The 22,921-nt window shown below is 70.4% G+C and carries 19 protein-coding genes; 8 read left to right on the top strand and 11 right to left on the bottom strand.

All coding sequences use genetic code 11. From position 1 onward, the window contains the following. The first annotated feature begins 21 nt into the window (after positions 1-21). The 4 genes from ITJ44_RS11540 to ITJ44_RS11525 all read left to right on the top strand — a co-directional run bounded on the left by ITJ44_RS11540 (position 22) and on the right by ITJ44_RS11525 (position 3,801). Positions 22-1,341 carry an ABC transporter substrate-binding protein gene (locus ITJ44_RS11540; protein WP_194635642.1) on the top strand — a complete coding sequence of 440 codons (1,320 nt, stop codon included), beginning with the start codon at positions 22-24 and terminating at the stop codon, positions 1,339-1,341. Positions 1,342-1,383: 42 nt separating this feature from the next. Then, on the top strand, positions 1,384-2,379 hold the full coding sequence (locus ITJ44_RS11535) for a carbohydrate ABC transporter permease (protein ID WP_194635640.1): 996 nt from the start codon (positions 1,384-1,386) through the stop codon (positions 2,377-2,379). After that, a complete protein-coding gene (locus ITJ44_RS11530) occupies positions 2,376-3,257 on the top strand; it encodes a carbohydrate ABC transporter permease (protein ID WP_194635638.1) in 882 nt (293 codons plus the stop codon). Before ITJ44_RS11535 ends, ITJ44_RS11530 begins: the two co-directional genes overlap by 4 nt. A gap of 292 nt (positions 3,258-3,549) precedes the next feature. Beyond that, positions 3,550-3,801 carry a TraM recognition domain-containing protein gene (locus tag ITJ44_RS11525; protein WP_228494989.1) on the top strand — a complete coding sequence of 84 codons (252 nt, stop codon included), beginning with the start codon at positions 3,550-3,552 and terminating at the stop codon, positions 3,799-3,801. 28 nt (positions 3,802-3,829) lie between these two features. On the opposite strand, the gene ITJ44_RS11520 is transcribed toward ITJ44_RS11525, so the two are convergent. Further along, positions 3,830-4,939: a hypothetical protein gene (locus tag ITJ44_RS11520; protein WP_194635636.1), complete on the bottom strand. Its 1,110-nt coding sequence runs from the start codon at positions 4,937-4,939 to the stop codon at positions 3,830-3,832. A 446-nt stretch (positions 4,940-5,385) separates the two neighbouring features. After that, entirely contained in the window at positions 5,386-5,697 is a 312-nt protein-coding gene (locus ITJ44_RS15905; protein WP_228494988.1) for a hypothetical protein, read from the bottom strand. 73 nt (positions 5,698-5,770) lie between these two features. Between ITJ44_RS15905 and ITJ44_RS11515 the strand changes: the two genes are divergently transcribed. Together ITJ44_RS11515 and ITJ44_RS11510 are read left to right on the top strand one after the other, a co-directional pair. After that, a complete protein-coding gene (locus ITJ44_RS11515) occupies positions 5,771-8,782 on the top strand; it encodes an RHS repeat-associated core domain-containing protein (RefSeq protein WP_228494987.1) in 3,012 nt (1,003 codons plus the stop codon). A gap of 26 nt (positions 8,783-8,808) precedes the next feature. Next, complete coding sequence (locus ITJ44_RS11510) at positions 8,809-8,988, top strand: hypothetical protein (RefSeq protein ID WP_194635632.1); 180 nt, start codon at positions 8,809-8,811, stop codon at positions 8,986-8,988. Positions 8,989-9,412: 424 nt separating this feature from the next. On the opposite strand, the gene ITJ44_RS11505 is transcribed toward ITJ44_RS11510, so the two are convergent. From ITJ44_RS11505 to ITJ44_RS11485, 5 genes are all read right to left on the bottom strand, one after another. After that, positions 9,413-9,952 carry a hypothetical protein gene (locus ITJ44_RS11505; RefSeq protein WP_194635630.1) on the bottom strand — a complete coding sequence of 180 codons (540 nt, stop codon included), beginning with the start codon at positions 9,950-9,952 and terminating at the stop codon, positions 9,413-9,415. A 225-nt stretch (positions 9,953-10,177) separates the two neighbouring features. Further along, complete coding sequence (locus ITJ44_RS11500; RefSeq protein ID WP_194635628.1) at positions 10,178-11,041, bottom strand: hypothetical protein; 864 nt, start codon at positions 11,039-11,041, stop codon at positions 10,178-10,180. Positions 11,042-11,255: 214 nt separating this feature from the next. After that, positions 11,256-13,112, bottom strand: coding sequence for a glycoside hydrolase family 2 protein (locus ITJ44_RS11495; RefSeq protein WP_194635627.1), 1,857 nt, complete (start codon positions 13,110-13,112; stop codon positions 11,256-11,258). Between the two features lie 98 nt (positions 13,113-13,210). Further along, on the bottom strand, positions 13,211-14,401 hold the full coding sequence (locus tag ITJ44_RS11490; protein ID WP_194635625.1) for a Gfo/Idh/MocA family protein: 1,191 nt from the start codon (positions 14,399-14,401) through the stop codon (positions 13,211-13,213). 56 nt (positions 14,402-14,457) lie between these two features. Further along, on the bottom strand, positions 14,458-17,082 hold the full coding sequence (locus tag ITJ44_RS11485; RefSeq protein WP_194635623.1) for an MMPL family transporter: 2,625 nt from the start codon (positions 17,080-17,082) through the stop codon (positions 14,458-14,460). A 67-nt stretch (positions 17,083-17,149) separates the two neighbouring features. Here ITJ44_RS11485 and ITJ44_RS11480 point away from each other — a divergent pair, with 67 nt between their 5' ends. Continuing rightward, positions 17,150-17,758 (top strand): TetR/AcrR family transcriptional regulator, encoded by a 609-nt coding sequence (locus ITJ44_RS11480; RefSeq protein WP_370551682.1) that lies wholly within the window; start codon positions 17,150-17,152, stop codon positions 17,756-17,758. A 28-nt stretch (positions 17,759-17,786) separates the two neighbouring features. Here the strand turns inward: ITJ44_RS11480 and ITJ44_RS11475 are convergent, their stop codons facing one another. Genes ITJ44_RS11475 through ITJ44_RS11465 form a run of 3 tightly spaced genes read right to left on the bottom strand, consistent with a single transcriptional unit; the run spans position 17,787 to position 21,221 of the window. After that, entirely contained in the window at positions 17,787-18,746 is a 960-nt protein-coding gene (locus ITJ44_RS11475) for a D-2-hydroxyacid dehydrogenase family protein (RefSeq protein ID WP_194635618.1), read from the bottom strand. Between the two features lie 50 nt (positions 18,747-18,796). Further along, positions 18,797-20,080, bottom strand: coding sequence for an SLC13 family permease (locus tag ITJ44_RS16185; protein WP_194635617.1), 1,284 nt, complete (start codon positions 20,078-20,080; stop codon positions 18,797-18,799). Positions 20,081-20,114: 34 nt separating this feature from the next. Further along, complete coding sequence (locus ITJ44_RS11465) at positions 20,115-21,221, bottom strand: PrpF domain-containing protein (RefSeq protein ID WP_194635615.1); 1,107 nt, start codon at positions 21,219-21,221, stop codon at positions 20,115-20,117. A 102-nt stretch (positions 21,222-21,323) separates the two neighbouring features. Between ITJ44_RS11465 and ITJ44_RS11460 the strand changes: the two genes are divergently transcribed. Continuing rightward, positions 21,324-22,256: a LysR substrate-binding domain-containing protein gene (locus ITJ44_RS11460; protein ID WP_194635614.1), complete on the top strand. Its 933-nt coding sequence runs from the start codon at positions 21,324-21,326 to the stop codon at positions 22,254-22,256. Positions 22,257-22,277: 21 nt separating this feature from the next. Here ITJ44_RS11460 and ITJ44_RS11455 read toward each other — a convergent pair whose 3' ends face one another. Continuing rightward, complete coding sequence (locus ITJ44_RS11455; protein ID WP_194635612.1) at positions 22,278-22,916, bottom strand: LysE family translocator; 639 nt, start codon at positions 22,914-22,916, stop codon at positions 22,278-22,280. Between the last annotated feature and the right edge of the window lie 5 nt (positions 22,917-22,921).

Below are 22,921 nucleotides of genomic sequence, written 5' to 3'. Positions count from 1 at the left end.
CACCGGACAACGGAGTCAGAAATGCCACAGCAGTCATCCAGCGCCTTCGGCAACGGCCTCACCCGACGATCCCTCCTGAGCGCGGGCGTCGGCGCCGCGGCGGTCGGCCTCCTCGCCGCCTGCAGCGGAGGCGGAGGCACATCGGGGCCCGGCGCGCCCCTCAAGTTCTGGAACATGCCCTGGGGCGCGCCCGCCTTCCTCACCGAGGACAAGGTGATCTCCGCGGCCTACAAGCCGGCGAGCGGCATGGGCGCCGTGAGCTACCAGCAGGTCCAGTGGGCCAACTTCACGCAGACCTTCTCGACCGCGGTCGCCGCCAACAACGGCCCGGCCGTGAGCTCGGGCGGCGGCACCACGGCGTTCCTGTTCGAGTCGCAGGGCAAGATCGCGTACGCCGACGACCTCATCGAGACGTGGAAGGGCAACGGGATCTACGACGACTTCCTGCCCGGTCTCGTCGACACCCTGAAGACGGCCAACGGCTACGCGGCCGTCCCGTACAACCTCGACATGCGCATGTACTGGTACCGCAAGGACCTGCTCGAGAAGGCCGGCGCGGACGTGCCGACCGACTGGGACAGCTACGAGGCCGCGTGCGCCGCCCTCAAGAAGATCGGCGTCTACGGCTACGGCACCCGCTCGGGCGCCGGCGCCTTCACCGGCTTCCACCAGATCGTCGCCCACATGATCAACAACGGCGGCGGCCTCTTCGACGCCGACCAGAACCCGGACGTCGTCACCGACGCCAACATCCAGGCCGTCGAGTGGGTGCTCGGCATGGTGAAGAACGGCTACGTGGATCCCCGCAGCGCCACCTACACGTCCGACAACGCGTACCAGCAGATGGACGCCGGCACGTTCGGCATGTTCTGGGACGGCGCGGGAGCCACGGCCAACGTGACGCCCGAGACGGCCGCGCAGATGGTGGTGGGCGACCCGCTCGTGGGCCCCGGCGGCGAGAAGGGCGCGCTCTACTTCCCGAACAACATCATGATGTACAAGTCGACGCCGAGCCAGGAGAACAGCGAGGCGTTCCTCACGTACTACTACCAGAACATGAAGTCGCTCTGGACGAAGCAGACGGGCATCGGCCTGCCGCCGCTGAAGTCCATCGCCGACGAGGCCTACGCCGACGACCCGAACACCCTGAAGATCCTCAACGACTGGCAGCCCATCTCGAAGACGTGGGGCGCCCCCGGCTCGAACACGGTCTTCCAGAACGTGACCAAGGTCGACGGCACGCAGCCGACGATCTCGTTCGCGCAGGCGGTCCTCGGCGGCACGGTCACGGCGAAGGCCTCCCTCGAGACCCTGCAGAAGGAGCTGGAGGCCGGCGCGTGACCCGCGTCGTCCCCCGGGCCGTGAAGTGGACGGGATGATCTGATGGCCGTCGACACCCGCGACACCCGCGTCGCGGACAAGATCGGGCTGGCCCGCCGCGGCGTCGGCGTGGCCGGCCCCGGCCGCCCGCCGAGCGCGCCGCGGACGGGCCGCGGGAAGACGCCGCTCGGCCGGGCGGGGAAGACGCTGGCGCTGTTCGCGCTGCCGTCCCTCCTCCTGCTCGTGCTGCTCAACGTCTACCCGGTCGTGTACTCGTTCCTGCAGTCCCTCCAGAAGGGCACGCCGTCGACGCTGCCGTGGCAGACGCCGTTCGTCGGGTTCGAGAACTACGCGAACGTGCTCACCTCGGAGTCGTTCCGCAACGCGACCACGTTCACGATCGTCTTCACGGTCGTGGGCGTGTTCGGGTCGTGGATCGTGGGGCTCGCGCTGGCGCTGCTGCTGCGCACCCGGATCCCCGGCAACGGGTTCTTCAAGGTGCTGCTCCTCCTGCCGTGGATCGTCCCCGTGGTCGTCTCGGCGACCTCGTGGAACTGGCTGGTGGCGACGCCGCAGAGCCCGGTGCCGATCATCCTGGACAGGCTCGGGTTCCCCGACGCGAACTTCCTCGGGGATCCGGTGCTGGCGCAGATCGTGGTCTGCGTCTTCAAGGTGTGGATCAGCTTCCCGTTCATGCTGATGATGATGTCGTCGGCGCTGGCGTCGGTGGACACCAACGTCTACGAGGCGGCGAAGATGGACGGCGCGAGCGCGTGGCAGGCGTTCCGCGGCGTGACCCTCCCGATCATCTCCCGCACCACGTACATCAGCTGGGTGCTGATGACGATCTTCTGCGTCAACGACTTCCCGACGATCTTCCTGCTCACGCAGGGCGGTCCCGTGAACGCGACGACGTCGCTGATCGTGCTGGCGTACCAGCAGGCGTTCCAGAACCTGCAGACCGGCCCGGCGACCGCGGTGGCCTTCATGATGACGGCCGTGCTCGTCCTCGTGTCGACGCTGCTGTACCGGCAGATCAAGAAGGCGGACATCGAATGAGCCAGGCACTCGCCGTCGGGGGCGCCACGTCGGCGACCCTCGGGGGCGTCAAGCGGACCTCCGCGAAGCAGCGCGAGCAGAAGGGCCAGTGGTGGCGCTTCCTGCTCATCGCGGTGATCACGCTTGTGGTGATCACGCCCATCCTCGCGGTGCTGTTCCTCTCCACCCAGCCGGGGCAGAACTCCACGGCCACCGGGTTCACGTTCGAGAACTTCGAGCGCGTGCTCGGCGGCACCGACGTGATGATCTGGCTCGGAAACAGCCTCATCGTCGCGCTCGTGACCGTGCTCGTCTCGGTCGTGATCGCGGCGCCGGCCGGCTACGTGCTCAGCCGCTCGCGGTCGAAGCTCGTCTCCGGGTACTCGCTCGTGCTGTTCGTGGTGCAGGCCCTGCCGGTGGTGACCGCGGCGATCCCGCTGTTCATCACGTTCTCGGCGCTCGGGCTCATCAACACGCTGCAGGGCGTGGCGATCATCTACATCGGGTCGACCATGTCGGTCGCGATCTGGATGATGGCGGCCTACATCGACTCCATCCCCATCACCCTCGAGGAGGCGGCGTGGATGGACGGCGCGAGCGTGTTCAGCGGCTTCATCCACGTCGTGCTGCGGAACTCCCTGCCGGGCATCCTGTCGACCGCGATCTTCTCGTTCCTGCTGGCGTGGAACGACTACCTGATCGCGCTCCTGTTCCTGCAGGACTTCACGAAGTACACCCTCCCCATCGGCCTCAACACGTTCTTCCAGCAGAACGCGGCCGACTGGGGCTCGGTGATGGCGGTCGCGGTCATCATGATGCTGCCGCCCGTGCTGATCTTCGCCCTGCTGAACAAGTACTTCAGCGTCGGCGGGATCGGCGGGTCGCTCGCCGGGAGGTGATGCGGGCGCGCCCCCGACGAGAGCCCGCCCCCGTGGTCCGGATGGATCGCGGGGGCGGGCTCTCGTCGTGCGAAGAGCCATATCGGGTCAGATGTCGCGGCCCGCAGGACGACCGGCCCTCTCGTCACCGCCCTCACCGCGGCGACCCTCGAGGCGGCAACGGCCCTCGCGGACGGCAGCGCCGGCGGCCGCATGCGGGCGCCGCTGGTCGGGATCCTCGACGAGGCCGCGAACGTGTGCCGGTGGCGGGACTTGACCTGTGCTCGCACTTCGGGTCGCGCGGGACCCGATCATGTCGGTCTTCCAGTCCTGGTCGCAGGGCGTCGCGGTGTTCGGCAAGGAAGGCATGCTGAAGCTCTTCTCCGCGTCCGACGTGTTCGCGTACCTCGGCGGCGTGCGGGAGAACGACTTCTCGCAGCACACAGCCGCTGCCCTACAAGCGGCCGCCGGCGGCGCTCTTCGAGCCCGACCGGCAACCACCGGGGATCTACGACGACGACGAGTACCCACACCGGGCCTGAGACGAAGGCCCGCCACTCTGTGAGCGGCGGGCCTTCGTCGTGCCGCGCGGGCTAGCGCAGGACGCGCAGGTCCGTGGCTGCCTCGATCGAGGTGACCGAGGTGAAGGCGCTGCGGTCGGAGCCGTCGCGGGGGACGTTGCCGTAGTGGATGCCGTAGGCGGTGGTGCCGTAGAACCAGGGGCCGCCGCTGTCACCCTCGGCAGTGATGTAGCTCTGGACCTGCCAGAGGTTCCCGTAGGTGACGCCGTTCGCGTTCACCGTGGTGGTGGGCCCGTTGATCACGGTCGAGCAGCCGTTGCCGGTGACGGTGCCGTACTTGCAGACCGACATGCCGACAAAGGGTGCGGCGACGGCCGTGACCTTGCGGCGGAGAAGGGTGGAGCCGGCCTTCTGGCTGATGAACTCGCCCTGCGCGGCCTCGGTGGAGCTGAACCACTGCTGGTCGAGCTGGGCGCTGTCGCCGCGGCCCTCGAAGGTGAGGATGGGGCGGGACTCGTAGTTGAGGTCGTCCGGGCAGTGGGACGCAGTGATGAGGCCGGTGGCCGCGGTGCGGGCGTTCCGGACGGTGAATCCGGCGGTGCAGGCGAGCTGGCTGGTGGTGCCGAGGCCGAGTGCCGTGCCGCCGGAGAGGACTTCCTGTTCCGGAGCGTCGTCGGTCAGAGCGACCTCGACCTGCACCTGCACCTGCGCCGCGCCGTCGACGGAGGCCTCGGCCGCGGCCTGTCCTGCGGCCGCGGCGCCGCTGGTCTCGGTGAGGGGCGCGGTGGCGGGGAGGACGGCTGCGGCGGTGATGGTGGTGCCGTCTTCGCTCATGCTGGCCTCGACGCTCTCGGCACCGAGCTGCGCCTGCACGCTCTGGGCTGCGGCGGCGACAGCAATCGATCGCTCCTCAGCGGTGAGGGGCGCGTCCGTGGTGGTGCGCACGTCGGACGCGAGCTCGTTCAACGGCTCGAGCGCGCCCGCGGGTACGTCGCCGGAGAAGGCGACCCAGTACCCGGGTCCGGTGGCGTCCTTGCCGGCGGACGCGAACCCGTCGACGCTCTGCAGCTTCGCGAGTGCCTGCCCGAAGAGCATGTGACGGTGCTTCTCCGCGTACACCTCCTCAAACGGTCGTCCGGTGGCCTCCGCGATGAAAGCCGCATCCTGTGACTCAGCGTCCATTTCACCTACGGCGACTTTGGTAGACGCCTTTCCGAAAGCGTGACTGTTCCCCGCCCCGTACGCTGGGGCGACTGACGTAATTCCGAGTGCCGTAATCACGGCAGCGGTGATCCAATATTGACGTGCTCGCATGTTTCTGTCCCCGATTTCCCAGGGCACGATTCTCGTACCCACGGTGCACATCATGGCCACCCGTCAGGCGCCACTACTACCCATTTCATCAACTTAGCCCCGGCGCCGCTCGCGCCCAGCGCCAGATGCAGCTTGTCCCCCCTTTCGCTGACTTGCGAAACGATCACCCCCTGTGTCCCACAGGGGCGTCCGGCCGATTAGCGCCCCAGAAGTGGGGGGTGAAAACAGCGATTTGAGGCCGAACTGTTAGGAAACCCCTAGCTTGAGGAACGGGTGACGATGCCCACTCACGACTAGGGGAGCAAAATGCGCGGTCAACGCGTCTTGAGCCGGCGTACGGCCGGCAAAGTGAGGTGCACGATCGCGATCATCGCGACGAGCACCGTGATGATCACGGGGCTTGGCGCATTGCCGGCCACCGCCGAGACCGCCGCAGGGCCGGTCCAGTTCGAGGACCAGACGCAGGATCCTGCGCAGGTCAACAAGCAGATGCAGGACGAGGCCCAGAAGGCCGCTAAGGACGCGGTCTGGACGCCCGGCAGCATTTCGGCGGAGCCGGCCGATGCGGGCACGCCCGCGGCTGAGCCAACCGAGTGGAAGATCCCAAGCTCGGACCGCTCGCTCACCAAGGCAGGGACCGCCAACCGCGCACCGGCTGGCACGCCGGTCGGCGCGCCAGGACTCGGCGCACTGCCCTACATGTCGTTCCAGGACATCACGCTCTCCGACGACACGGTCGCCCGCGTCAACGTGGCCAACGGCAACCTGCTCCTGACCGCGAACGACGGCACGAGCTCGGCCGCGGGCATCGGCGTCCGCGCAGACCGGTTCTACAACGGCCTCTCGAGCTCCGCCGGCGCCCTCGGCGGCGGCTGGTCCTCCGTCATGAGCTACATGGACTTCGGCCTCTCCGTGAACAGCGGCGAAACCGAAGCGATCTTCGTCGGCCCGAACGGGTTCCAGGCCAAGTTCACCAAGAACAGCAGCGGCGCCTGGGCCGCCCCGGCCGGCTTCAAGGCCACCCTCAACAAGGGCGAGTTCACCTGGCAGCTGCGTTACAACGAGAACGGCGAGGCCTACCACTTCGACGTGAACACGAAGCGTCTGATCTACCACGTGGACCGCAACGGCATCGGCCTCACCAACGACTGGACCACGTCCGCCACGACCTACGCGGTCAAGGACACCTCCGGCCGCTTCACGCGCGTGAACCACACCACCGGCACGGACCCGAAGATCACCTCGATCCTCGACTCGGCCAACCGCACGACCACGTACACGCGGAACGGCTCCGGCCAGCTGACGAAGATCGAGAAGCCCGGCGGTGCCGTCACCACGATGACGTACGACACCACGGGCCGGCTCTCCACGCTGACCGTGCCGTCCGCGCCCGGTACGACGACGATCACGTTCGGCTACAACACCGCGCACAAGGTCACCAAGATCACGCAGAAGTCCACCTCCCCGACGTACGGGGACAAGGCCGACGTCGTCACGAACTTCGCGTACAACAGCGGCAACACCGTCGTCACCAACCCGAACGGGAAGGCCTCGACCTTCACGTACGACAACCAGGGCCGCGTCACCTCCACCAAGAACCCGCTGAACCGCACCCGCTCGCAGACCTGGACCGCGAACAGCGACATCCAGACCTCGACCGACGCTCTTGGATCCGGCAGCACGCCCGGCAATGACACCAAGTTCCAGTACGACGGCCTCAACAACGCCACGAAGACCGAGCTGCCCACCGGTGCCGCAGCCTCCGCCGTGTACTCGGCTGGCGCCGGTTGCGCTTCGAGCGGCGGCGACTCCTTCCAGGTCAAGTGCTCCACCGACGCCAGCGGCAACACCGCCAGCTACGACTACGACGCCGCCGGCAACCCCACCAAGAAGGCGGACACCACCGCCGGTGGAACCGGCGCTGTCGAATTCGAGCGCGTGTACGACAACTGGGACCACACCATCTGTGGCGGCTCCCCGGGCCAGCTCTGCTCCGCCAAGGACGGAAACGGGAACGTCACCCGCTACAACTACGACGGCATGTACAACCTGATCAAGGTCACCCCGCCGGCGCCGCAGGGTGCGACGACGTACACGTACGACGCGCTCTCTCGCGTCACCAGCGTCACCGACCCGCGCGGCAAGGTGACCAAGTACGCGTATGACGTCCGTGACCGCCAGACGGTCATCACGTTCGCCAACGGCAGCACCCTCGCGAAGACGTACTACCCGAATGGACTCGTCCAGTACGACTCCGACAGCTTCGCCGGGACCAAGCAGTACGAGTACGACACCCTCGGCAACACCACCAGCCAGATCGGTGCTCTCGCCGGCCTCAACCAGAAGTACAGCTACGACGCGGCCGGGAACATCCTCACCTTCGAGGACACCAGCGGCGTCACGACCAACACCTACAACGGTGCCAACGAGCTCGTCACCCAGCGCGAGCCCGGCGGAGTCTGCCCCACCAGCGGCAACCCCGCCGCGAACAGCGGATGCACGCTCTTCGAGTACAACGCGAACAGTGCAGAGACCCGACGCGTGTTCCCGGCCGGCGCACAGATGGTCACCACCATCGACAAGTCCGGCCGCACCACCCAGGTGCAAGCCAAGAACGCCGCCGGCAACGTGACCGCTGATGTCGCCTACACGTATGCGAAGGACGGCAAGGACACCACCACGATCCAGACCCGCGTCAGCGGCAAGGAAGAAGGCGTCCCCGCCGGCGCGGTGACCGCGTACCAGTACGACTCGCTGAACCGACTCGAGATCGCAGAGGAGAAGGCCGGCGGCAATACCAACGCCATGTGGGCGTACTCCTATGACGCCGCCGGCAACCGCCTCTCGCAGATCCGCGCCGGCAGTACTGGCGGAGCGCAGGACACCGCCACGGACTACCGGTACAACGCCGCCAACCAACTCGTCGGCTCCAGCGACGACACCACCCAGTGGGTCTACGACGCCGCCGGCAACCAGGTCAAGAACGGCATCACCGGCGCCGTCGCAACCTACGGTGACCGCGGCCAGGTCCAGAGCATCGGAGCGACGAACTTCGCCGCCTTCGGCGAGGGCAACACGGACACCCAGAGCGCCACCGGGGGCCGGTCCTTCTCTAACTCGCTACTCGGTCTCTCACGCCAGACGAACACGTCTGCCAGCCTGGTGCAGAACTACAGCCGTACCGATGACGGCGAAGCAGTCGGCTTCCGGATCTCGTCCAGCCACTACTACGTCTCCGATCTGCTCGGCTCTGTCATCGGCATGTTCTCAGGTGCAGGCATCTGGGAAGGCGGGTACTCCTACAGCCCCTACGGCGAGGAGCGGGCGACGTCGACCAACAGCGCGGTCGCACTGAACTCGCTGCGCTACATCGGCGGCTACCAGGAGTCGACCAACCTGTACAAGATGGGCGCGCGCTACTACGACGCCACCCTGGGACGCTTCACGCAGATGGATCCCAGCGGCCAGGAGAAGCAGCCCTACGCCTACGCCTCATGCAACCCGATCAACAACTCCGATCCCACCGGCCTCAACTGTGCAGGGGCCATCGCATTCGGTATTCTTGCGGCTATCGGTGTTCTTGCCTCCGGGGTCGGAGTCGTTGTCGGCGCTCCCACCGTGTTCGCAGGAGCAGCCGCAGCAATCGGCTTCATTGCTTCTGTCGGCGGCCTGGGATACGCAATTGCCGACATCAACGCACAATGTGATTAAGAGAAGAGAACCTCGTGAAACGCCCCATGTTAATTCTTTACCTTGTCATACTCGCGGTAGAAGTGATCCTCGCTGTCCTGGGTCTCAACTACATGGAAGATGGTGCTCTCAAAATCATCATCCTCGCCCTCCTCGTCGTAGCTATCATCATGACCGCTGTCGTCGTGGTCCGCGGCTCGGTTCAGGTAGGTAAGACGCGCAAGTAGAATCAGCGTTGAGTTAAACGCCAAATCGGCTCCAGCATGCAACTGCTGGAGCCGATTGCGTTGCAGTCGTCTCATCGTAGATGAGGCGTCGGCGTCCAACTGACGCCTCATCGTCGGCAATACCCCTAGCTTCTGATAACAGAGGATGCCTGTGCACATTCGTGCACTGGCATCCAATGCGCCAGGGCCGCGTACGACCTCAATACAGCCATGCTGTGAGCTTCCATGATGCTCGTTGAATTGTGCAGATAATTTACGTTATGTCCGATAACGCGTACGACCCCCACGCAGCGGCCATCATCGGCGCTCGTCGAGCCGGGTGGGCAGCCATCGGGGATCTACGACGACGAGGAGTACCCCAACCGAGCATGACGAGGGGGGGGGGAGCGCATTCGCGCTCCCCCCCTTCTGCGTGTTCGCCCGGCTACCTCTCGGCGGCCGCGTGCGGCGCGCTGCGGCCCGTGACTCGAGCTGCGAGCCGCGCCATTCGCGTCTGTGGCGCATCAGCGGTTGCGGTACTCGGGGTGGCCTGCGTCGTCACGCTCGGGGTGGCGGCACCGGCGCGCATCTGAGCCGCGATCGCGGCCTCGGGCACGCCGAGCTCCCTCAGCGAGTCCGCGCGTTCCTGTCGCGGATCTGCCTGGGGCGCGAGCAGGCGATCACGAAGGTCCGCGACCACGGCGTCTCCAGCTTCGATCGAGGCCTGCATGTGGGCGGTGAGGGTCTCGGCTGAGACCCCCTGGTAGGACAGCAGCTCCGCGGCCTGGGCGTCGCGCTGCATCTGGGCGGCCATGGTCGCGGCGAGGTGGCTCCGCATCTGGACGTAGATCGCTTCCGGCGGGACTCCGGCATCGCTGAGAGCGGTGACTTGCCTGTCGACGTCGGCCTGCATCAATGCCTTCTCCTCGGCGATGGTGCGGGGTGGTTCGTGGTCCCGGTCGACTCTGGATCCGAGACTGGTCATGCGCCCCGGCTTGCCGATGTCGTCTCGGTAGTAGGAGTCGCTGGAGGCTTCCTCACGAGAGGGGCCCCGCGGGCGGCTCGGGCTGCGTCGTTGTCGCGCATCTGCCGGTACTCGGTCCAGCGCTCTGTAGTCGCCGGACGGGCGTCGCTCGTCGTCGTCACCGGTCCTGCTGCATGCGCTCCGTGGCGCGGTTCGCGCCGCGGCCGCGCTTGGTCTGCGGCACGTTCACCTGCTGCCCCTGGACGGGTGCCTCGGAGGCGGGCCGCCCGTGAGCGACCTCGGCGCGCATGCGGACGTCGACGGTCTGCTGGGGCACCCCCCGACGGCCGAGCTCGGCGGCCATCGCCGTCTGACGCTCAGCGCTGTCGTAGTGGGCCTCCCCCGCGCTGCGCTCGGCGTTCGCGGGCCCTGGTCGCTGGCGGCGTTCGTCTCGGCGCCGGCCTGTGCGGCCTGCTGCGGGGCGCTCTGCGCGGCGCCGACCTCTGCAGGCTCCCGGTGGAGCTGCGCCTGCGTGCGGGCGTCCTCGGCGAGCTCACGGAGCTCGTCCGGAGTGGGACCGGCGATGTCGCCACCGGCTTCGGCCTGGGAGTCGTACTCGCGCGCCTGGAGCTCGAGCTCGGCGGCCCGATCGGTTCGTCTGGTGTCGACATCGGCGTTCGGCTCGGTGGCGATGGCTTGGCCGTCGTTGCGCTCTGACGCGGCGCGCGCGTCGAGCCGTGCGGCCTCGTCGAGCGCGGCGCCGCCGAGGGCCGTCTCGACGGCCGCCTCGCCGCGTCCGGACTTCTCCGCTGCCGCCGCGTTCTGTGCTGCCTCCACGTCGGCACGCTCGCGGAGGGCGGCGCGCACGGCGTCGGGGTTCGCCTGCGGGTTGGTGACGTCGATGCCGTATCGCTCGCGCAGCTCCCGGCCGATGGTCTCGGAGGCTGCCTGGGCCCGCGGGTCGGCGTCCTTCCACTGCTGCGCGGTCTCGTGCATGGACGCCTGGTCCATGAGGGACGAGCGCTCCCAGTACTCGGGCCGCTCGACGACGGAGACCTTCGCCACTGCGGCGTCGCGCTCGGCCCTGAGGCGCTGCTGGAGCTGCTTCACCTCGTGCTCGGAGCGGCCCTGCCCGGTGCGAGCGGCCTCCTCGCGTGTACGAGCAAGCCGGTCGGCCATTCGCGTTGCCACGGTGATCGCGACGCGTGCTGCGCTGGACAGCTCGTCGTCGACACGCTTGTCCAGCGGAACGGGGCCGGGGAGAGTGAGTCGCCGGGTACGAGAGCCGGCGCTCGTGATCCATCAGGATCGCGGCGGCAGCCGGTCACGCGTCGTCGCGCATCTCGTACGCCGCCCGCCGCTCCTGCACCTCGCGGATCCGGGCGATGTCGAACTTGGGGCGGCGGTGGAAGTCGTAGATGCCGTTCTGCTCCTGGAACGTGTCGGTGAGCTGCGTGAAGCAGTAGCCGAACATGAGCGGATCCTCGAGCAGCACCTCGGTGAGGCCGCGGAAGCGGGCGTGCCACTCCTCGACGCTCGCGACGCGCTCGCCGTAGCCCCACGAGACGGCGCGCGCCGGGTCGCTGGCGTCGGCCTGCGGGCGGTCGATCTCGTCCGGGTTCCACCAGATGCCGCCGTACTCCGAGACGAAGAAGGGCTGCCCGGCGTACGGCACGGAGATCGCGCGGCCGTCGAGGTCGTTGACGAACGGGCGGCCGTCGGCGAGGCCGGCCTGCTCGCGGCGGAACGCCTCCGGGTCCTGCTCGTAGGAGTGGGAGTCGTAGACGTCGGCGGCGCGCACCCGGTGCGAGTAGCCGGACGCGTCGAGGACGGGACGGCTCGGATCCGCCGCCTTCGTCGCGAGGTACATGCCGGCGGTCACGTCGTCGAGCTGGGTGATGCGGTCGTGGATCGCCTGGTACGTCTCGTTCAGCGGGCACCAGCCGACGATCGACGGGTGCGAGCGGTCGCGCGTGACCGCCTCGATCCACTGGGTGATGAACGACGCCGTCGGCTGCTGCGCGTCCTTCCCGAGGCCGCCGCCCGCGCCCCAGTCGCCGAACTCGCCCCACACCAGGTAGCCGAGCCGGTCGGCGTGGAAGAGGAAGCGCTCCTCGAACACCTTCTGGTGCAGGCGGGCTCCGTTGAAGCCCGCGGCCATCGACAGCTCGATGTCGCGGACGAGCGCGGCGTCGTCGGGCGAGGTCATCAGGGTGTCCGGCCAGTAGCCCTGGTCGAGCACGAGCCGCTGGAAGACGCGGCGGCCGTTGAGGAGCACGTCGCGGCCGTCGATCGCGATGGAGCGGAGTCCACCGTAGGAGGCGACCTCGTCGACCACGGCGTCGTCGGCGCCCGAGGCGTCGACCAGGCGCAGCGTGATGTCGTAGAGGTGCGGGTCCTCGGGTGACCACAGGCGCACGCGGTCCTCGGGGATGCGGAGCGTGACGCGCGCGCCCAGGTCGCCCGCGGGGATCCGCGCCCGCGTGATCTCGCCGGCAGCGTCCGCGAGCACCGCTTCGAACGACAGGCCCGCCGTGCGATGCGAGAGCTCGGGGGTGACGGTGAACGACGAGTCCGCGCGCTGCGGCTCGATGTGGGCCGAGCGGATGTGGGCATCGGGAACGGGCTCCAGCCACACCGTCTGCCAGATCCCGGTGGTGCGCGTGTAGAAGCAGGACGTGTTCTCGAACCAGGTCGCCTGCTTGCCGCGGGCCTGCGGCTCGTCGCGGGTGTCGCGGGCGCGGACCACGATGGTCAGCTCCTCCTCGTCGGCGCGCACGCCGAGATCCGCCGTGAACGACGTGAAGCCGCCGCGGTGCCGGGCGACCTCCTCGCCGTTCGCCCACACGGTCGCGTCGTGGTCGACGGCGCCGAAGTGGAGGAGGACGCGGCGGCCGCTCCAGCCCGCGGGGATCCGCACGGTGCGGCGGTACCAGACGGCCGTGAGGAAGTCGACGTCGCCGACGCCCGACGCGGTGGACTCCGGGGCGAACGGCACGAGGATCTCCTCCGCGAGATCCCGCTCGAGGAGCCCGCGCTCGAGGCCGCTGTCGCCGCGGTCGCGCTCGAACTGCCACGGGCCGTTGAGGTTCAGCCAGTCGGGGCGCGTGGACTGCGGGCGCGGGTGCTCGGGCTTGGGGATCGCGGGAGTGGCGGTCGCGGTCGCGGTGCTGTCGGTCATGATCGGGCTTCCTTCTGTCGAGACGGAGGGGAGGTGCGGTCGAGGCCAGCCTGCCGCGGCGGGATGGGACGGCGCCGGACGGGAGGCGGGCGCGTCGGTCAGCGGGCGTCGCGCGGGGCGGTCGGGGCGGGCGGGGTGGCGGCGGGCGCGGATCCCCAGGCCGGCGTGCGGATGCCGTCCGCCGCGCTCGTCCAGGAGCGCAGCGCATCGGCGACGTCGGCGCTCCGCTCGTCGGCGATGGCCTGGGCGAGCGCGTCCTCGAGCAGGTCGGCGATGACGACGCGCCCCCCGCCCCGCTCGCTGCTGCGGATCGCGCCCTCCACCATCGCGAGGCTGAGCACGTTGTGCCGCACCTCCGTCGGCGGGGTGGTGCCGGCGCGGAGGGATCCGACGAACTCCTCGAGCGACGCGGCGATGCCCTCGGGGTGCGCGGGCACGTCGAACCGGCCGCCCGGGACGTCGAGCCCGACGACGTCGTCGCCGTCCCAGTGCGCCGCGCCGCGCTCGCCGTACGCGCGCCAGTCGGCGTTCCACGAGGTGGGCATGCCGGGCGTGCAGCGGCTGCCGACGTACGCGAAGCGCGCGCCGGACGCGAGCTCGAAGTCGGCGGTGGCCGCGGCATCGCCCGCGAACCAGCTCCACGGAGGGTTCCACGAGCTGCAGCGCACGGCCACGGGCTCCTCGCCCGTCGCGTAGCGCAGCTGGTCGAAGTGGTGGATGGACATGTCGACGAGCAGCGGATGCGCCATCTGCTCGCGGAAGCCGGGCTCGTGGTCCTCGTGCAGGAACTGCGCGTGCACGACCGCGAGCGGCCCGAGCTGCGCGACGGCCGCGCGGAAGGCGGTGAGGTGCGTGAAGTACCGGCGCGACTGGCTGACCATGAGGAGCCCGCCGGTGATGTCGGCGAGCGCGACCTGGCGCAGCGCCTCGGCGACGGTCGGCGCGAGCGGCTTCTCGCACAGCACCGGGAGGCCCGCGCGGAGCGCCTGCTCGTTCACGACGCGGTGCGCCTGCGGCACGGTCACGTTCACCACGGCCCGGGCACCCGAGCGCGCGGCGACCTCGGCGACGGACGCGCCCACGGCGATCCCGTCGAGCCCGGCCTCGCGCACGGCGGACTCCGCGAGCGGCACGTCGAGGTCGACGACCCCCACGAGCGCGGCGTGCGGGGAGTCGGCGAGCATCCGGATCCACAGCGCGCCCATGACGCCGGCGCCCACCACGACGACGGGCAGGCGCGCGGATGCGGGTGCGTCGGCGGCCCCCGGTCGGCGATCGGACGTGGTCATGGTGCTCGCCTCCCGGGCACGACGGCGAGCCCGCTCCGACGATACCGGGCGTGCGCTCAGTCGCGCGGGGCCGCCGCCGTCTCGGCCTGGATGGTGGACGCCGTGGGCGGGGCCGCGTGCGCGCCGTGCCCGCCGTCCGCCGGGAGGCCGGCCGGGAGATCCGGCGCCGACGCCGCCGACGCGTGCGGGTGCGTGCGCTCGAGCGCGGCGCCCTCGATGTCGACGTCCGGCAGGATCCGGTCGAGCCAGCGCGGCAGCCACCAGGCCGAGCGGCCCAGCAGGTGCATGAGCGCGGGCATCAGCAGCATCCGCACCACGAACGCGTCGAGGAGCACGCCGAACGCGAGGCCGAAGCCGATCGAGCGGATGATGGTCGACTCCGAGAAGACGAAGCCGCCGAACACCGACACCATGATGAGCGCCGCCGCCGTGACGACCGCGCGTCCTGCCCGGAAGCCCTGCACCACCGCGAGCCGCGCGTCGGCGCCGTGCACGTACGCCTCCCGCATGCCGCTGGCGAGGAACAGCTGGTAGTCCATGGCGAGCCCGAACAGGATCCCGACGAGGATCACCGGCAGGAAGCTCAGGATCGGCCCCGGGCTCTCCAGCCCGATGAGCCCCGCGCCCCAGCCGAACTGGAACACGGCGACGATGAGGCCGTAGGTCGCGAACAGCGACAGCACGAACCCGCCGGTCGCGATGAGCGGCAGGAGGATCGAGCGGAACACCACGATCAGGATCAGCAGCGACAGCCCCACGACCACGAGCAGGTAGAGCGGCAGCACGGCGGCCAGCGCCTCCGAGATGTCGATGTTGGTGGCGGCCTGCCCGGCGACGCCGAGCGTGATGCCGCCGTCGAGCCCGGGCAGCGCGCGGATGTCCTGCACGAGCCGTTCCGTGGATGCGCTGTTCGGGCCCTCCTGCGGGAGCACCTGGAACGCGAGCACGGTGTTGTCGTCGGTGTTGGCGACGGGCGCGACGGCCACGACGTCGTCGAGGTCGTGCAGCGCCTGCGCGACCTCGACCTGCGTGGCGAGGAGGTCGCCGTCGGCGAGGCCCGCGGGCACGTCGGCGACCACGAGCAGCGGGCCGTTGGCGCCCTCGCCGAACTCGTCGGCGACCGTGGTGAAGGCGCGCTGGCTGGTGGATCCGGCCGGCTCGCTGGATCCGTCGGGGAGGCCCAGCCGCATCGAGAGGCTGGGGATCGCGATGACGAGCAGGGCGACGACCGTGCCGAGCACCGTGAGCACGGCGCGCGCGTTCGACATGGGCTTGAGCGTCGCCGCGGCGTCCTGCGCGCGGGCCGGGTCGGCGGCCGCCATCCGCGCGCGGTCGCGCTTCCGCAGCACGCGCGTGCCGGCGAGGCCGAGCACCGCGGGCGTCAGCGTGATCGCGACCAGCACGGCGACGAGCACGCAGACCGCGCCGACCGTGCCCATCAGCCCGAGGAACGGCACGCCCGTCACGTTGAGGGCGAGGAGCGCGACGATCACGGTGGATCCCGCGAACACGACCGCCGTGCCCGACGTGCCGTTCGCGAGCCCGATCGACTCGCGCACGCCCGTGCCCGCGAGCATCTGCTTGCGATGCCGGTTGACGATGAAGAGGGAGTAGTCGATGCCGACCGCGAGGCCGAGCATCACGCCCAGCACCGGGGTCACGGACGCCATGGAGACGACCCCGGAGAACGCGAGCGATGCGGTGACGCCGACGCCCACGCCGACCACCGCGGTGACGATGGGCAGCGACGCGGCGATGAGCGTGCCGAGCATCACGATGAGCACGATCGCCGCGAACACGAGTCCGACGACCTCGCCGACGCCGAAGATCTCGGGCACGCCCTGCGCGAGGTCGGTCGCGAAGTCGACGCTCGTGCCGGCGACGGGGGAGTCCTGGAAGTGGGAGATGGCGTCCTGCTTGGTCTCCTCGGAGAGCTGGAGGCGCGGATCCGTGAAGGAGACGTTGACGATGGCGGTCGAGCCGTCCTGCGAGACGACGCCGATGCCGTCCGTGAGGCTGAGGAGCGTGCGGCCGAGCTCGGCCTGCTCGGCGCCGGACTCCAGCTGCGTGCGGTTGGCGTCGACCGTGGACTGCTGCTGCTGGAGCGCCTGGGTCTGCTGGTCGAGCTGCGCCTGCCGCGCGTCGAGCGCGGCGATCTGCGCGGCCGGAGCACCCGCGGCCTCGGCCTGCTGGCGCGCGGCGGTGAGCTGCTGCTGGCCCGCCTCGAGCTGCGCCTTCCCGGCGTCGAGCTGCTGCTGCGCCTCGTCGAGCTGGGCGCGGCCGGCGGTGATCTGCGCGTCGCCGCTCGTGAGCTGCGCGGCCTGGTCGGCGCGCTGCTGCGTGACGGCGAACGGATCCACCACGCGCGCGACGCCCGGGAGGTCGCCCGCGCTGGTGGCGAGGGCGGAGATGTCGGCCTTCTGCTCGTCGGTGAAGGCCGAGCCGTCGATGGTGCGGTACACGACCGTGCCGGTGCCGCCCGCGGTGTCGGGGAGCGTCCGCGCGAGCTCGTCGGTGACGGCGCCGGACGCCGTGCCGGGGATGTCGAAGCTGTTGCCGAGGGTGCCGGCGAACGCGAGGAACGAGCCCACGCCGATCCCGAGGATCACCACCCACGAGACGATCACGAGCCACGCGCGACGCGCGGCCATCGAACCGAGCCGGTACAGCACTGACGCCATGTCATCTCCTTCGGACGGCTCGACGATACGCTACGTCTCGTCTAGTTTCTGGAGCTACCCTGTGCAGGTGAACGAGCACCGAACCGGCAGGGTCCGCAGCGAGGCGGCCCGCGAGGCGATCCTCGGCGCGACCGTGCGCCTCATCCACGCCGTCGGCTACGACCACCTCACGATCGAGGGCGTCGCCAAGGAGGCCGGCGTCGGCAAGCAGACGATCTACCGGTGGTGGCCGTCGCGCGGCGCCCTCATCGCCGAGTGCATGACGGAGGGCCGCCTGATGCCGGTGGAGTTCGCCGTGCCCGACACGGGCGACCTCCTCGCCGACATCGAGCGCTGGCTCACGGGCGTGCTGGCCGTGCTCGACGCCCCGACCGGCGGCCCGCTCGTCCGCTCGCTCGTGGCGGCCGCCGCGGAGGACGCGGCCGTCGGCGACAGCCTGAGCGCGAGCCTCGGCGTCGACCGCGACCTCTCGGAGCGCCTGGCCTCGGGGATCCGCGCGGGCCAGCTCCCGGCAGACGCGCCCGTCGAGGAGCTCGGCCAGGCGATCCTCGGCGTCATCGTGCTGCGCGTGCTCGGCCGGAAGGGCGACCACGCGGAGAGCGTGAGGCGGCTGGTGCGGTTCGTGCTGGGCGGCGGTGGGGCGCCCGGGTCGGCGGCAGGCACGCGCCCGCGCTGATCAGCCGAGGGTCGTCAGCCGAGGCTCGTCACCCGAGCAACCGGATCGGCGCGCCCGCGGCCCACGCGGCCACGCTCTCGTGCGCCTCGGCGAAGAAGCGGCGGTAGGTGTCGTCCGTCACGTAGCCGAGGTGCGGCGTGAGCACCGTGCGCGGCGCCGACCGCCACGGCGAGTCGAGCGGCAGCGGCTCGCGGTCGAAGACGTCGAGCGCGGCGCCGCCGATCCGGCCCGCGTGCAGGGCCGCGAACAGCGCGGCCTCGTCGACGAGCGGGCCGCGGGCGGTGTTGACGAGGATCGCCGTGGGCTTCATCGCGGCGATGTCGCGCGCGCCGATGAGCCCCACGGATGCCGGGTCGAGCTTGGCGTGCACGCTGAGCACGTCGGAGGTGGCGATCAGCTCGTCCTTGTCGACGGGGATGACGCCCAGGGCGCGCGCCCGCTCCGGATCCAGGTGCCGGCTCCACGCCGCCACCTCCATGTCGAAGGCGAGCGCGACCCGGGCGACGCGCGCGCCGATCGCCCCGAGCCCGACGATGCCGAGCCGCCGCCCCTGGAGGTCGCCGCCGACGGTGCCCTGCCAGAGGCCGTCGCGCACCCGGCGATCCTCCTCGGGGAGGTGCCGCACGGCGGCGAGGATCAGCGCCCACGTGAGCTCGGCGGCTCCCGAGCTGCCGCCGGTCGCGCCGCTCGAGACCAGGATCCCGGCGCGCGCGGCCGCACCCAGGTCGATGGCCGCGTTCGCGCGTCCCGTGGTCACGAGGAGGCGCAGCGCGGGGAGGGCGGAGAGCACGGCCTGGTCGAACCGGGTCCGCTCGCGCATGGCCACCACCACGTCGAAGGGCTGGAGCGCGGTGATCACCTCCTCGGTGGATCCGAGGTGCGCGCGGAACGCGGTGGCGATGGCCCCGGGGATCGCGCCCCAGTCGGCGAGGCCGGCGGAGACGCCCTGGTAGTCGTCGAGGACGGCGATGCGGATCGGTGCGGTCATGCTCCATGCTCTCCCTCCCGTGCCGCGGCGGCACGGGTCGTGCGGTCGGATCAGGCGAAGGCGTTCGGCACGACCACCAGCAGCACCCAGCAGATGAGCGGCGCCACCGCCACCACGGCCCCGGCGTTGAGCAGCAGCTGCCGGTAGAAGACCGTGCGGTCGATGCCCTGCGCGTTCGCCAGCACGAGCGCCCCGTTCGTCGAGAAGGGCGAGACGTCGACCACCGTGGCCGCGATCGAGAGCGCCGCGACCACGCCCACCACGGGCAGCTCGCCGAGCTGGAGCAGCGGCAGGGACAGCGGGATGATCGCCGCGAGCAGCGCCGTGGATGAGGCGAAGGCCGAGGAGATGCCGATCACGTAGCAGAGCACGAGCGCGACGGCCACGGGGGCGCCGATGAGCAGGGCCATGTCGGCGAGGTGGTCGATGGTGCCGAGCTCCTCGAGCATCGCGATGTAGGTGATCATGCCGGCGACCAGCAGCACGGTCGGCCAGCTGATGCCGGCGATCGACCGGCTCGTGCTCTTCAGGTCGGTGAAGGACAGGAGGACTCCCGCGGCGATCGCCACGAAGCTGATCGGCTGGTGGCCCACCAGCACGATCACGAGGATGGCGGCGATGAGCGCGAGCGTCAGCATGCGCACCCGGGTGAGCGGCACGTGGTCGGCGTCGATGGTGTCGTCCTCGATGGTCATGACGCTGCCGGTGGCCGTGTACTCGAGCGTCTTCACGCGGCTCGTGATGGCGTACGCCGCGACGGTCAGCACCGACAGGAGCGTGTTGATCCCGAAGCTGGAGAGGAACAGCAGCCACGGGTCGAGCGACAGGCCGTTGCCCTCGACGATGTCGCGCACCAGCACGCCCGAGACGGATATGGGCGAGAAGGCGCCGGCGTGCGCGCCGTTGATCGTCATGATCCCCATCACGAGCGGGCTCATGCGCGTGCGGCCGGCGAAGCTCATGGCGGCCGGGGCGATGAGCGCGACCGCGGCCGGGCTGAACGTGCCGAGCGAGGTGAGGAACGCGGCGACGAGGAAGAAGACCCACGGGATGAGGTAGAGCTTCCCGCGCACGGCACGGATGCAGGCGCTCACCATCAGGTCGATGGTGCCGTTCTGCTTCGCCATGCCGAAGAAGTAGGTGACGCCGATGATCGTGAGCACGATCGACGACGGGAAGACCTCGAGGATCTCCTTGTCGTCGTAGCCGAACGCGATGGCGCCCACGAGGAAGGCCCCGATGAAGCCGAGGAAGCCGATGTTGATCGGGAACACGGTCGCGATGACGAACATCACGACGAGGCCGATGAGGGGGATGATCTCGATAGACGACACTGTCTTCTCCTGGTGATCGCGGGCGCGCGACGCGTCAGCGGGTGGGGGCGAGCGGGATGGGTTCGTGGTGCGTGAGGAGCTCCGAGTCCGCGAGGCGGCGGGCCGCCCGCTGGAGCAGGACCCGCGTGCCGGAGGCGTCGACCTCGACGCCGGCGCGCAAGGGTCCGCCGAGGGTGCCGAGGCGCAGGGGCGAGGTGGCCGGATCCACGCCGACGCGCGCGAGCACGGTGCCGGGCTCGCGGGCCGCGAGGGCCAGGGCGACGGCGCTCGTGAGGCCGATGGTGGGGTGCGCGGCGTTCATGGAGAGCATGCGCACGGAGACGTCGTGGTCCGCGGCGCGCACCTCCTGGCCGAGCGTGGTGACGTGGTCGACGGCCGGGCCGACGACGCCGACCTTCGGCACCGCGTCGCCTGCCTCGGCGACGCTCGGCGCGATGCCCATCGCGACGGCGGCGTGCGCGCGGATCCGGCGCAGCAGCGGCACGGCGGCGAGGATCTCGATCTCGGTCGCGGCCGCCGGCAGTCCGAGGTCGGCCGCCGCGAGCAGCACGACGGGCGCGCCCGCGTCGGCCATGGTCACCTCGTAGGCGGTGCCGTCGACGACGAGCTCCTCGCGGACTGCGCCGGTGGGGAAGAGGGAGCCGGTGGTGGATCCGGCCGGGTCGACGAACGCGAGGTCGACCGCGGTGCCGGAACCGCGGACGCCGGGCACGGAGACCTTCACGTCCCGTGCGCCCGCGACCTGGGCGACGACGACCGCGGAGGTGTTGAGGTTGCGCATCCGCACGGTGGTGGCCGCGTCGCCGGCGCCCGCGAGCCCGAACCGCTCGACCGACCACTGCGCGACGGCCGTGGCGCAGTTGCCGCAGTTGCTGCCCCACTCCACGACGTGCGCGCCGATCGCGACCTGGGCGAAGAGGTAGTCGACGTCGATGCCGGGCTCGTCGCTCCGGCCCACGATGACGGCCTTCGATGTCACGGATGTGCCGCCGCCGACGCCGTCGAGCTGCCGCGGGTCGTCGGCGCCGAACAGCTCGATGAGGAGCTCGGCGAGCGCGTCCCGGTCGGCCGGGACGGCGTCGCGGTCGAAGAGCCAGCACTTGCTGGTCCCTCCGCGCATGAGGGTGGCGGGGATGCTCACGAGGCCTCCTGGTCGTCGTCGATGTGCTCACGCTACGAATCCGGAGGCTCAAGCAGAAGCTCGATCTCCTACGTGCCCGTTCAGCTGGGCTAAAGTCAGCTCATGGCCTCCTTCGACCTCGTCACGTTGGATCTGCTGCTCGACGTGGTCGACACCGGCACGCTGACCGGCGGCGCGGCCCGCTCGCGGATGACCACGTCGGCGGCGTCGCAGCGCATCGCGAAGCTCGAGCAGCTCATCGGCCAGCCCGTGCTCGACCGCCTCCCGCGCGGCATGCGCCTGACCGAGGCGGGCCAGGTGCTCGCGGCCAAGGCGCGCACGGTGCGCCGCGAGCTGCGGGCCGCCGAGGGGGAGCTGGAGGCGATCCGCGGGCTCGAGCACGGCACCGTGCGGCTCGGGTCCTTCCCCACCGTGAGCGCGTCGTTGCTGGCGGACGCGCTCAAGGACGCGCACGCGGCGTGGCCGGGCATCGAGATCCGCGTGCAGTCGGCGCTCCGGCCCGAGCTGATCGACAAGCTCAGCTCCGGCGAGGTGGAGCTCGCGCTCCTGTGGAGCTACGCGTGGACCGAGGAGGCCGAGAAGCACCTCGCGCTGCGGAAGCTGGTGGAGGACGAGACGATGCTGCTCGTCGCGGCCGACAGCCCCATCCGCGACGGGGTGTCGCTCAAGTCGCTGCGGCGGGAGTCGTGGATCACGCGGAACGGCGGGCATCCGGCGGCGGACGTGCTCTACCGCAGCTGCGCCGCGGCGGGCATCCGGCCGGACGTCGCGTACGAGGCGTACGACTACCAGGAGGTCCAGGCGATGGTGGCGGCCGGCGTCGGCATCGCGATGGCACCGCGGCTCGCGCTCGCGTCGCACCGCGAGGACGTGCGGGCGGTGTCGTTCCGGCCCGCCGACCGGATCCCGGCACGCACCATCTACCTCGCGTCGCTGGCCCGGCGCGTCGAGACCCCGGCGATGCGCGCGCTGTCGGAGGCGGTCACGCGCGCGGCGCGGTCGTTCGCGGCGGGTGGGGCGGCGGGTCCGCGGTAGCGGGATCCTCTGGGACGGGACCTAGGCCGGCGCCGGAGCCTCGATGGCGAGCTTCACGCCGACCGCGCCGAGGAGCCCGCCGGTGGCCCAGCGCTGCCAGCGCATCCAGCGGGGTCGGCCGCGCAGGAAGACGGCGATCGAGCCGGACGCGAGGACGATCCCGGCGTTGACCGCGAGGCTCACCAGGATCTGCACCGCCCCCAACTGGAAGCCCTGCGCGACGACGTCGCCCGCGCCCCGGTCGACGAACTGCGGGATGAGCGCGAGGTACATGATCGCGGCCTTCGGGTTGAGCAGGTTCGTGACGAGCCCCATGCGGAAGAGCTTCGCGGTGGAGTCGCGCGGCAGGTCCCGCGTGTCGAAGACGGAGGCGCCGCCCGGGCGCAGCGTGGACCACGCCAGCCACAGCAGGTACGCCGCCCCGGCGACCTTGAGCCCCGTGTAGAGCCATGGCACCACGACGAAGACCGCCGCGAGGCCGACGTTGGCCATGGTCATGTAGACGACGAAGCCCACGCCGGTGCCGGCCAACGAGACGAGTCCCGCACGACGGCCCTGGCTGATGCTGCGCGAGACCAGGTACATCATGTTCGGGCCCGGCGTGAGGACCATGCCGAGGGCCACGACGGCCATGGCGGATGCGGCGGCCAGGGTGATCATGCGGT

The organism is Clavibacter sp. VKM Ac-2873 (assembly GCF_015351075.1).
Classification (GTDB): domain Bacteria; phylum Actinomycetota; class Actinomycetes; order Actinomycetales; family Microbacteriaceae; genus Clavibacter.
This window is presented reverse-complemented; position numbering and strand designations above follow the sequence as displayed.